7 protein-coding genes are annotated in these 11,937 nt (G+C 69.0%); 4 read left to right on the top strand and 3 right to left on the bottom strand.

The window, feature by feature from the left end; translation table 11 throughout:
* The coding region (locus ACWELQ_RS22490; RefSeq protein ID WP_452399011.1) for a DNA polymerase III subunit gamma and tau at positions 1–2,638 on the bottom strand (2,638 nt) is incomplete at its 3' end.
* Positions 2,639–3,063: 425 nt separating this feature from the next.
* Here ACWELQ_RS22490 and ACWELQ_RS22485 point away from each other — a divergent pair.
* On the top strand, positions 3,064–3,897 hold the full coding sequence (locus ACWELQ_RS22485; RefSeq protein ID WP_452399010.1) for a hypothetical protein: 834 nt from the start codon (positions 3,064–3,066) through the stop codon (positions 3,895–3,897).
* Between the two features lie 107 nt (positions 3,898–4,004).
* Positions 4,005–5,309 (top strand): ammonium transporter, encoded by a 1,305-nt coding sequence (locus ACWELQ_RS22480; RefSeq protein ID WP_452399009.1) that lies wholly within the window; start codon positions 4,005–4,007, stop codon positions 5,307–5,309.
* 11 nt (positions 5,310–5,320) lie between these two features.
* Here ACWELQ_RS22480 and ACWELQ_RS22475 read toward each other — a convergent pair whose 3' ends face one another.
* On the bottom strand, positions 5,321–6,247 hold the full coding sequence (locus ACWELQ_RS22475; RefSeq protein WP_452399008.1) for a neutral zinc metallopeptidase: 927 nt from the start codon (positions 6,245–6,247) through the stop codon (positions 5,321–5,323).
* Between the two features lie 497 nt (positions 6,248–6,744).
* Between ACWELQ_RS22475 and ACWELQ_RS22470 the strand changes: the two genes are divergently transcribed.
* Entirely contained in the window at positions 6,745–8,346 is a 1,602-nt protein-coding gene (locus ACWELQ_RS22470; RefSeq protein WP_452399007.1) for a DUF2207 family protein, read from the top strand.
* A 117-nt stretch (positions 8,347–8,463) separates the two neighbouring features.
* Complete coding sequence (locus ACWELQ_RS22465; RefSeq protein WP_452399006.1) at positions 8,464–9,363, top strand: immunity 49 family protein; 900 nt, start codon at positions 8,464–8,466, stop codon at positions 9,361–9,363.
* A 36-nt stretch (positions 9,364–9,399) separates the two neighbouring features.
* Here the strand turns inward: ACWELQ_RS22465 and ACWELQ_RS22460 are convergent.
* Positions 9,400–11,937: fumarate reductase/succinate dehydrogenase flavoprotein subunit (locus ACWELQ_RS22460; protein WP_452399005.1), on the bottom strand; the 2,538-nt coding region annotated here is incomplete at its 5' end.

The following is an 11,937-nucleotide window of genomic DNA, read 5'->3' as shown; positions in this document are numbered from 1 at the left end:
AACAGGATTGCGCGGCGGGGTATCTGTCGCAGTTCACCCAGCGCCAGAAGCTGGCCCAACTGTTGACCGTCGGTGTCACCGGCGAGGCCGATGCCACTGCCCCCGGACCCGGATCGGCGGGCGCCGGAGCCGCGGGCGCAGCGGCGGGACTGCCCCAACCACCCGACACCGGTTCCTCGACGGGGGCCGCCACGGCGGCCTTCGCCTGACTCGGCCGCGAGAACTTGACCGCGGCCTTCTTCGGCGCGGCGGGCTCATTCGCCGGACCGCGAGTAGCGGCGGCCTTCGCCGGAGCCGCGGCGGCGGGCGACCCCACTTCGAACTTCACCTCGTGATCTCGGCCCAGCACGGCCCGCACCGCCGACCGCACCGCCTCCAGGTTCTGCGGCTGCGACAGCCGCTGCGCCAACCCCCCGTTCTGATGCGCGAACACAATGGTCTGCCCATCGAGCCGCGACACACTCGCCCCGGACAACAGGGCCTGCACCGTAGCCCCGAACTCCCGCACCTTGGCCCGAATATCCGCCCAGGCCGCCTCGATCTCCGCCAGGACGGCATCGTCCCCGACCCCGGCATCGGCCGCGGAAACCTGCTCCACCGCAGCCTGATCCGCCTGCGCAGCCGGAGGGACCGCAGTCACCGCCGAAACGGCCGACTCGGCAGCGGCGGCACGCGGTGCCCCGAGGTCGGACTCGACCGCGGGGGCTGCGACCGGCTCGGGCGTACGCACCGACTTCGGTGCCGCATTGGGCTGCGGTACGGAGTCAGGTTGCCCAGCGATCTGTTGCGGCGCGGGCTGGGGTTCGGCCGCGCGAGCAGGTTCGGAGGTGATGGCCGGACCTGACACCGCAGCCGCCTCGACGCCGGTGACCGACTCGGTCCGATCAGCAATCGGCGCAACAGGTTCGGCTGTCACGGCTGCCGTCGCGGACGTGGCAACCGGCTCGACCACAGTTGCGACCGCAGAAATGGCCGCCGACTCTGGAGCGGTGGAGATCTGTTGCGCCGCAGCACGTTCAGCCGGGTGCGTCGCGACCGATTCCGTGGGTGCGGCTTGCACAAGTACGGGTGCGGCCTCCGGCCCGGCAGCGGGGGTGTTCACCTGCGCGGGCGGGGTAGCTTGCGGCGGAACAGAATCGGCGGCGAGCGCCGGGCTCGCGGCCGACACCGGGCCGAGCTCGGGCGGGCGGACGGTCGAGCCCCCCGTGGCCGGACTACCCGTTCCAGCGCCCTCGCTCACCGCGGGGGAAGCAGCCGGGGCTACCGACGCAGGTGCCGCATCGGCGGTGGAAGTCAGCGGCTCACCGGACTTTTCGGCGCGAATCGCGGCCAGGGCGGCGGCACCGCGGCGACCTGGGGGCGCGGCGGCGACTGCGGACGAAGCCGGGGTGGCGGGTGCCTGCGGCGCGACCTGGGCCTGCTGCGGGGTGGCGTGCGCTTGCTGCGGCGCAGCCTGTCCCTGCGGGGCGGAGGGAATTGCGCCGGTTGCGATTCGGCGTTCCAGCTGTTCCAGGCGTTGGAGCGTCGCGGTTTCGGCGTCCGAGGCCGCGGGCAGCAGCATGCGGGCGGCGATGACCTCGAGGAGGAGGCGGGGGTTGGTGGCGCCGCGCATGTCGCCGAGGCCCTCGTGGAGGAGTTCGGCGTGGCGGGCGAGGGTGGCGGGGCCGAGGCGGTCGGCCTGGGTGCGCATGCGGTCGAGGACGTCGCCGGGGCCGGTGACCAGGTTGCGATCGGCGGCGTCGGGGACGGCGCGCAGCAGGATCAGGTCGCGGAGGCGTTCGAGCAGGTCGGTGGCGAAGCGGCGGGGGTCGTGGCCCGCCTCGACCACCCGGTCGATGGTGCCGAACAGGGCCGAACCGTCGGCGGTGGCCAGGGCGTCGACGGCGTCGTCGATCAGCGCGACATCGGTGACGCCGAGCAGCGAGACCGCGCGGGGGTAGGTGACGCCGTCCGGGCCCGCACCCGCCAGCAGCTGGTCCAGCACGCTGAGGCTGTCGCGGGGCGAACCGCCGCCGGCGCGAATCACCAAGGGGTACACCGACTCCTCGACCTGCACGTTCTCCTGATCGCAGATCTTGCCGAGCAGGCCGCGCATGGTGGCGGGCGGCAGCAGGCGGAACGGGTAGTGGTGGGTGCGCGAGCGGATGGTGGGCAGCACCTTGTCCGGCTCGGTGGTGGCGAAAACGAAGATGAGGTGGGCCGGCGGCTCCTCGACGATCTTGAGCAGCGCGTTGAAGCCCGCGGTGGTGACCATGTGCGCCTCGTCGACGATGAAGACGCGGTAACGGGATTCGGCCGGCGCGTAGAACGCGCGGTCGCGCAGTTCACGGGTGTCGTCCACACCACCGTGGCTGGCGGCGTCCAATTCGATGACGTCGAGGTTGCCGGATCCGCCCGGCCCCAGCGCCACGCACGACGAGCACACGCCGCAGGGCTTGGAGGTCGGGCCCTGCACGCAGTTGAGCGAGCGCGCGAGGATGCGCGCCGATGAGGTCTTGCCACATCCGCGCGGACCCGAGAACAGGTAGGCATGACTGATCCGCCCGGTATCGAGCGCGGTACTCAGGGGATCGGTGACGTGCTCCTGCCCCACCACTTCAGCGAACGTTGCCGGTCGGTACTTCCGGTACAGAGCCACGGGGAGAGGTTACCGGCCCGGACCGACAGGGGGTGATGCGCGCCGGGGCCGGTCGCCCGGTACGTCGTTTCCGTCCGGAGGACCGTCCATCCTGTGACGCAAATCACGTCCAATCTCGAGGCCCGGTCAAAACCGACCGACCCGAACTGATATCCCGTCAATGCTCACAGCAAATTCTTAGCGTGTCTTTAGACAGGAATTGCCGAACCCGGCTCACCTGCTACGTCACCAGATACAGACTTACGTTCTGTTTCAACTCCACAGAGCGGACATAACGATCCAGTCAACCGATGCAGCAAGATCGCAATCGTTTGGCTACCGTGGACATCGGCAACTTCGGTAGCCAAACCTTCATCAGGTTGGTTGCCCCGGCCGGTCCCTCATCCCGACCGGGGCACAACCAAATCTCCCGGAGGAAACGCCAAGTGCCGTCGCATGACGACATCGCCACAGCCTGGCTCTCCAGTACCGAATTCGCGGGCGACATCGCCGCGGTCGGACTGCTCAGTCGAGCCATCTGCCCGAGCGACTACGACATCAAGCGCGATTCACTACCGGTGTCGGCCGCCGCCGATCCGGCCACCGCGAACGCGATTCTGGAACTGCTGCAGCGCGGCCAGGTGCCGACCATGGCGGCCATTCGCACCCTCATCGTGCAGAACGACATGCGGGCCGAGGCCGATCGGATCGAGCGGCTGGGCCGCCGGGCCCAGCGCAGTATCGACGACTTCGGGCGGGTGCTGGCCAAGGTCACCGACGAGTACTGGGTCGCCCACGGCACCGGCCCCACCCGGCGCGACATTCTGCTCACCGAACCGGTCATCGAGCTGATCCGCGATCGCGTGGGCGAGATCGCCCCGACCGCCATCAAGCATCTGTGGCTCATCGAGCGGGCGCAGCGCGCGGGCTGGATCGCCTACAACGCCACGCCCCGATCCCTGTGTGCCGGAAGGCGTTTCCATGCCGCCCGGTATGGAAACCGGGTTTCACTGCGACCGGTGAACACCATCGGCACGCTGGTGACGGCCTATCTGCGTGATCAGCTGGCCGAGCAGGGCCGCCCGCCGCGCTGGTCGGTGCTGGCCTACGAACTGCGCGACGACCGCGGCCGCCGGGTGTTCAACGACACAGCCGACGCGCGCGTGCAGCAGCAGTGGCTGGTGACCGCCGAGTGGATGGCGCTCGACGACGGCAATCCGGTGCCCGGCCCGCGTGGATTGCGCGCCTTGAACAAGAAGAGCCGGGAACAGCGCAGCTAGAGGTGTTACGGACGGGTTTCCTAACCCGCATATTTGTAACAGCGCCTTAACGTGAGGATTCGGTAACTTCCACGAAACGCGATCGCGCGTGGAAGAGGAGTTCCCGGATGCCAACACCCCATATCGACCCGGCGGCGACGGCTTGGCTGTTGGCCGCCACCGCGCTGGTGCTGCTCATGACGCCCGGACTGGCGATCTTCTACGGCGGCATGGTGCGCTCGAGCGGTGTGCTGAACATGCTGATGATGAGCTTCATCTCGATTCCGCTGGTGACGGTGGCGTGGCTGTTCGGTGGGTACAGCCTCGCGTTCGGGGATGACGCGGGCGGCGGAATCATCGGCGATCTCGGTCATTTCGGGCTCGCGGGGATCAATCCGGACACGGTGTACGTGGTCGATTCGCAGACCGGGGCGGGGGTGCCGGAGATTCTGTACGTCACCTTCCAGCTCACCTTCGCGATCCTGACGGTCGCGCTGATAAGCGGTGCGATCGCCGATCGCGCCAAGTTCTCGGCGTGGATGATCTTCGTGCCGGTGTGGGCGCTGATCGTGTACGCGCCCATCGCGCACTGGGTGTGGACGCCGGACGGCTGGCTGCACAGCCTGGGCGCGCTGGACTACGCGGGTGGTCTGGTAGTCGAGATCGCCTCGGGCGCTTCGGCTCTCGCGATGGCGATCGTGCTGGGACCGCGCGTGGGCTTCAAGCTCGATGCCATGCGGCCGCACAATCTGCCGTTCGTACTGCTGGGCGCGGGTCTGCTGTGGTTCGGCTGGTTCGGGTTCAATGCCGGTTCCGCGTTGTCCGCCAATGGAATCGCCTCGGCGGTCTTCCTGAACACCCTGGTCGCGGGCTGCCTGGGCATGCTGGGCTGGCTGGTGGTGGAGGCGCGCCGCGACGGCAAGCCGACCACCTTCGGCGCGGCCTCGGGCGCGGTCGCGGGTCTGGTCGCCATCACGCCGTCGTGCGGGTACATCAGCACCATGGGCGCGGTGGTCGTGGGATTGGCCGCGGGCGTGGTGTGTTCGTTCGCGGTGAGCTGGAAGTTCAAGGGCAACTACGACGATTCGCTCGACGTGGTGGGCGTGCACTTCATGGGCGGCATCATCGGCACGCTGCTCATCGGCTTCCTGGCCACGCGGGTGATGACCGGGGACGGCGGCGCGCGGGGCCTGTTCTACGCCGGTGGGCTGTCGCAGCTCGGTAAGCAGGCGGTGGGCGTGATCGTGGTGGCGGGCTTCGCCTTCGGGGTGACGTTCCTGCTGGGCAAGGCGCTGGACAAGACCATCGGCTTCCGGGTCAGCCGGGAGGACGAGCTGGGTGGCGTCGACTTCGCGCTGCACGCGGAGACCGCGTACGCCGAAGGCGTGCACGGGCATTCGCCGAGCCGGATCGGTAAGCCGCAGGGGCACTGACCCGGTCCCGGTCAGTTCACCTTGCTGGCCGGGACGCTGAAAGTGTTGCACTGCATGGCACGGTCCTTGTCGTAGCCGATCTCGAACCAGCCGCCCATGTTCTGGGCGGTGCCGTGATCGCGCATATCGCCGGGACTGTCGCCGCGGTGATAGGCGTCGTTGGTCGCGACGCCGATCTGCGCGCTGGTCAGCGAACCGCCATTGCTGGAGGACGACAGGTACATGCCGTCGAAGCACTGAGCTTGCAGTTCGGTGCGGCGCGACAGTTCCAGGCCGAGGGTGCTGGTCGCCCCGGCGTCCCGGCGCTGGGAATGCACCTTGCCGAGAATGCCCGCCTGCGCCTGGACGTGGTGGCCGTATTCGTGGGCGAAGACCGAAAGGTAAACGACCCAGTTGTTGCCGAAGAGATCGGTCTGCAGCTGACTGATCGGCATATAGATGGTCGCGTCCGCCGAGCAGTAGAAGGCGGCGAAATTGTTCGAGTTACCGGTGCACAGGGTGGTGATCCCGTTGGTGTCGGCGGAGACGTTCAATTTCGGCGGCTCGAACGGCAGATTCATTTTGTCGAACAAGGGTTTCCACGCCGATTGCAGACAGTCGGCGGCGGTCTGGAAGAACTTGCGGGCCACCTCGACCTGGGTGCCCCACGGCGAGTACGCGCATTTGGCGGGCAGCAGCGTGTAGTCGGCATTGGTGAGCAGCGGATTGTCCGAGGTGGCCTGGATGCCGTGATTGTCGCCGCCCGCGGCGTAGGTGGTCTTGACATTCGAGCCCGCGCTGACCGAAGTCAGCCCGGTGGTGATGGCGGTCCGCAGCAGCACTCCGGTCACCAGCAGGATGAGGATGATCAGCAGTGCACCTACCCGGCCGCGGCGGCGCGGGGTCGGGCGAGCCACGGGGATGGCACCGGTCGGCGGGGCCACGACGGGTGGCGGCATGGGCGCGCGGTAGCCAGGTCGTGGCTGACCGTACGGCTGCTGGCCATACCCGGGCTGCTGTGGAAATCCCTGTTGCGGTGGATAACCGGGGCGGGGCGGCGACACGCCGGGCTGCTGTGGAAAACCTGGGCGCGGCGGCACGCCCTGCTGTTGTGGATAACCCGAAGGCTGTGGATAACCCGGCTTGGGATAACCAGGCGGCGGGACGGGTCGCCCCGGCTGCTGAGGATTGCCCTGCTGCCGTTGGTATCCGGGCGGAGGGGTGCCGCCCGGCGGCGGAACGGCCGGGAACTGGTTGGGCGGGGCCGGCGGATTGCCTTGGGGCGGCTGATTTCCGGGCGGGGGCCCGGGGCGGCGGCCCGGAGGTGTCGGTCCGTGATCGGACGGTGGGCGAGTCATCCCCCGCACCCCCTCGTTTCTCAGCGATAACCTGCCGGCTCCATAGTCCTGCGCCTTGCCGCTGAGGAAGGATAGCAAGCTGGCTAGAGTACCCAGTCATGCAGATTTTCCGGGGGGCCGCCCTCGTCGCGCTGCTGCTCGCGATGGCCGGGGTGGCGGCGCCGTCCGCGGGCGCGCAGGCGAGCGGTGTGGATATCACCGCGGAGGTGAATCTGGGCGACGACGGTCTGCTGCGGGTCACCGAAACCGTGAAAGTGCCTGAGGGCGGGGACTTTCGGCAAGCGGTGCCGTTGCGGGTGCAGACCGGCGCGAGCGTGCAGCGCAATTTCCAGGTGACCGACGTGTCCGCCGACGGGGACGGCGAGGCGAATGTCGCCGACGACGTGTTCACCATCCACGCGCGGCCGGGATCGGCGACCTTCAAATACACCGTGCACAACACCGTCAGTGATGCCACGGGCGCGCAGGTGTTCCAGTGGACCGGCGTATTGAATACCGATGTCGCGTCCATCGATGCGACGGTGTCGAGCCCGAGTTTCCGCATGGGCATCACCAAGTGCACGATCGGTCCGCCGGGAAATCCACAGGACTGTGCGGATATTCGCGTGGAACCGGACGGGTTCGCGCATCTGACGAAGACGGATCTCCACAAGGGCGACATTCTGGACGTGACGCTGCAGCTGCCGCCGAACACGGTGAAGGCGAATGCCGATGTCCACGACAACAACGCACCCAATGCGTTCTCGCTGACCTGGCCGGTCTACGCGGCCTTCGGGGTGCTGCTCGCGGCGCTGGCCGCGGCGGCCGGATACGTGATGTGGTCGCGGCGTTCCGGTCCGGCGGGGACCGAGGTGCTCGATCCGCTGGTGCGCGAGGGCGATCACGTCGTGTTCTCCTCCCCAGACGGCATCCTGCCCAGTACCGCCGGGCTGCTGCTGGACGGCTACGCGGATGCGCCGGATATGGCGGCCACCGTGGTGGATCTGGCGGTGCGCAACTACATCTGGGTGCGCGTCGAGGGTGAGTCGGATTGGCGTTTCACCCGGGTGAATCCGGCCGACGAGCACCTGTCGCCCTACGAGCGCGCGGTGTACGCGGCGCTGCTGCCCGAGGGCGCGGAGTCCGTGCTGCTGTCCGAACTACGCGGCAAGCTGGACGCGAAGGCGGTACGCAAGGCGCTGATCGATGACGCGGTGACGGCGGGCATCTTCGTCGACCGCACCCGCCGGGGGCTCGAATTCTGGCTCGGGGCAGCGCTGATCGCGCTGGGTGTGATCGCGACGGTGGTGCTGGCCGTGGGTCCGCAGCGGCACGCCCTGGTCGGTGCGGCGATCGCGCTGGGCGGGGTGGCGGCCATGCTGCTGCCGCGCTATCTGCCCGCCCGCACGGTGCTGGGCCGGGAGCTGACGAACGAGGTGCGGGCCATGCAGCGTGGCCTGGACGCGATTGCGCCGCAGCGGATTCCGGCGGCGGATCAGGAGCTGGTGTTCTCGCGGGCCCTGCCGTTCCAGGTGGCCGCGCGCCGCGGCGACCAGTGGGTGCGCACCTTCCGCGAGCTCGATCCGACCGCGGACGGCAGTCCGGGCGTGTACTGGTTCGGCGGCTTCGAGGGCGATCGCCGGTTGCACAATTTCGGCGCGCATTTCCCGTACTTCATCACCGCGGTGGAGGGCCTGTTCCGCGGCGCGGACCAGCGGTGACACGCCCGGATCGACCGATATCCCGACCGATGTACGAAGGGTCGGCGTCGGCTATTGTCGCGCCGTGAGCAATCTTTCAGCAATATCGCTGGCCACATCGATAGTCATCGCGGTCTCATGACCGAACGCCATCTCGCACTGAACGTTCAGGATCTGAGCTATCCAACCGCTATTCGGAATACGGATGCCGGATTCGGCCGCGCGGTGCGGGTGCGGACGGCCGCGCTGCGCGCGGAGCATCTGGTGCGGAATCCGCAGGCGGTGCTCGCCGACGTGGCCTGGTGCTCGCGGGCCATCGCCGGATATCTCACCCTCGACGACCCGTACGGTGCCAGCGACGGGGTTCGGCAGGCGGTCGCGGATTCGGCGGCGGCACAGGGGGCCCGACTGCGGTCGGTGGCACGGCACGCCGGACAGGAGTCGGTCGAGGTGACGCTGGCGGGGGCGCGGTGGACGGTTCCGGCCGGGGGTGGCGTGGTGGCCCCGCCGATGGTGGCGGATCTGCTCAACGGGCTGTGGCCCGCGCTGATCGGACGCGATCGGGAGCTGCTCGGCTTCCTGCTCGGGGCGAACGGCAGTCCGGGCTATCCACTCCAGGCGACCACGCACACCGGTTACCCCGCGGAGCGCTGCCTGTACCTGTGGGCGGACGCGTGGCAGCGGGTGTGGACCGGCGACCCGGCGGCGGAGACGGTCATCGTGGACGGCATCGAGGCCGCGGTGGACGTGCAGGGCACCGCGGGCGACGACTACGCGCTCACCATCGCCTACTCCGCACTGTGCCTCCTGGACGCGGTATTGCGCGACGAGGCCGCCGAATTCGACACCGCGCTGGTGGAGGGCCTGGAGTTCCACCGCCGATTCTGGGAAGCCCAGCCACGCTGGCTCGACCCGGAGGGCTTCATCGCCTGGCCGCTGCTCGCAGTGGCCTGTCTGGCGGTCGACCGAGGCATGCGCCCCGGCGTCACCACCGACTATCTGCCCCAGGGTTTGCTCTACCGCGCCACGGCAGACTGAACACTCGGCAGGCGTTTACCTCGGGCCTTCCAGCGCTCACTCAGCGGCGTGGACGGCCAGGGCGCGACGGGCGTAGGCACGTACGTCGGCATCGGTGTCTGCGAGCGCGACGTCGAGGGCTAGGCGGGCTGCGGCCGATTCGGGCCAAGCGCTGAGTGTGAGCACCGCGGCTTTGCGGATGTCGGGGTGGATGTCGGCAAGAGCGGTGCGCAGCGGCTCGGCGGCGTGGTCGGGTCCCACCGCCGCGAGTCCTCTGGCCGCGCCTTCACGGATCTGCCAGGCCGAATCACCCAGCGCGGTGGTCAGAGTGGCGACGTCCGCCGTCGCGCCCAGCCTGCCGAGCGCCGTGAGCGCGGCGGCACGTACCAGCGGGTCGCGGTCGCCGAGCAGGACGCGGATGGTGTCCGCCCCGCCTGCACCGATGGTGGCCAAGCCCCGCGCGGCCGCGATACGCACCTCGCGGTTGTCGTCATGGGCGGCAGCCGTCAGCGCGTGCCAATCGTCCAGGGACACCAGGCCCTGCACGGCCTGAACGCGCACGCGATGGTCGGCGTCGACGGCGGCCTTGGCGAACAGTTCGGGGCTGCCCGCCCGCAGGGCACGCAAGAGGTCCACGACGGCGGCCCGCACCAGCGGATCCGGGGAGTCCACATGACTATCGAGACCGGTTGTGGCGGGCAGGATTTCGGCGAGCTCGCGCAGACCGTCCACGGCCGCGGCTCGTACCTCGGCGTCGACGTCGGCCAGTGCGGCGATGAGCAGCTCGGCGAAGCCGTCGGGTGTGTTCTCGGTGAGCACCGACAGGGCGGTGGCACGGACCCGCGGATCCGCGTCGGTCAGGAACTCCGCCAGCTCGTGGACGCCGGGGGCGTCCAACGCGAGCACCAGCGCGATACGCGGCGCGACAAGCTCTTTCGCCGGACCGCCCGGAATCCGGGGTGAGCGCACCTGCTCGTCCAGGTTGGGTGGGGTGCCGACGAGGGCGGGCTGCTCGACGGCGATCACCGCGCTGTCGGCCGAGGGCAGGTCGTCGAGGCCGGGGACCGGCACGAAATACGGTGCCACCGGCCGTTTCAGGAACTCCATCTCGCCGTCGGCGGTCTTGCGCAGGTTCAGGTGGTAGCGCCATTCGACATCGTCGCGTTCGGGGAGGTCGGCACGTTCGTGGTAGAGGCCCCACCGGGATTCGGTGCGGGTGAGCGAGGAGCGGGCGGCCATTTCCGCGCAGTCGCGGATGAAGCTCACCTCGGCGCAGCGCATGAGTTCGTGCGGGCTGCGCGCGCCCATTCCGGCGAGGTCCTCGCGCATGCGGTCGAAGGTCTCGATCGCCAGGGAGAGCTTCGTGGCCGTCTTGGGCGGGGCCACATAGTCGTTCACGAAGCGCCGCAGCTTGTACTCCACCTGCTGCTGCGGCGGCCCGTCCGGGCTGTGCAGCGGGCGGTAGATCAGCTCGTGGGCCGCGGCTAGCTGATCGGCGGGCAGGTCGGCCGGGGCGGGGACCTCGTCGAGGGTGGTGGCGGCGTGCGCACCGGCGAGGTCGCCGTAGACGAACGCGCCGATCATGTAGTTGTGCGGGACGCAGGCCAGGTCGCCCGCGGCGTAGAGGCCGGGGACGGTGGTGCGGGCATGCTCGTCCACCCAGACGCCGGAGGCGGAATGTCCACTGCACAAGCCGATTTCGGAGATGTGCATCTCGATGTCGTGGGTGCGGTAGTCGTGGCCGCGATTGGCGTGGAAGGTGCCGCGGGTGGGGCGTTCGGTGGTGTGCAGGATGCCTTCGAGGGCTTCGAGGGTCTCGCCGGGCAGGTGGGAGACCTTCAGATAGATGGGGCCGCGCGCGGATTCGATCTCGCGCTTCACCTCCGACATCATTTGCCCGGACCAGTAGTCGGAGTCCACGAAGCGTTCACCGAGGGCGTTGACCTGGTAGCCGCCGAACGGGTTGGCGACGTAGGCGCAGGCCGGGCCGTTGTAATCCTTGATGAGCGGATTGATCTGGAAGCATTCGATGCCCGAGAGTTCCGCGCCCGCGTGATAGGCCATGGCGTAGCCGTCGCCCGCGTTGGTGGGGTTCTCGTAGGTGCCGTAGAGATAGCCCGACGCGGGCAGGCCGAGACGGCCGCACGGCCCGGTCGCCAGGATGACGGCCTTCGCGCCGACGGTGACGAATTCGCCGGTGCGCGTATTCAACGCGGCCGCGCCGACCGCACGGCCACCCTCGGTGAGCACCCGCACCGGCATCAACCGGTTCTCGATCCGGATGCGCTCGCGCATCTTGCGTTGCCGCAGTACGCGATACAGCGCCTTCTTGACGTCCTTGCCCTCCGGCATGGGCAGCACATACGAGCCGGACCGGTGCACGCGGCGCACCGCGTACTCGCCGTAGGCGTCCTTCTCGAACTTCACGCCGTACCGTTCGAGCCGCTGCACCATGGCGAAGCCGCGGGTCGCGGTCTGATAGATGGTGCGCTGGTTGACGATTCCGTCATTGGCGCGGGTGATCTCGGCGACGTAGTCCTCGGGTTCGGCCTTGCCGGGGATGACGGCGTTGTTGACGCCGTCCATGCCCATGGC

It is taken from the genome of Nocardia sp. NPDC004722 (assembly GCF_053601505.1).
The sequence above is the reverse complement of the archived record's forward strand: the minus strand, read 5'-3'. Positions and strand labels throughout refer to the sequence as shown.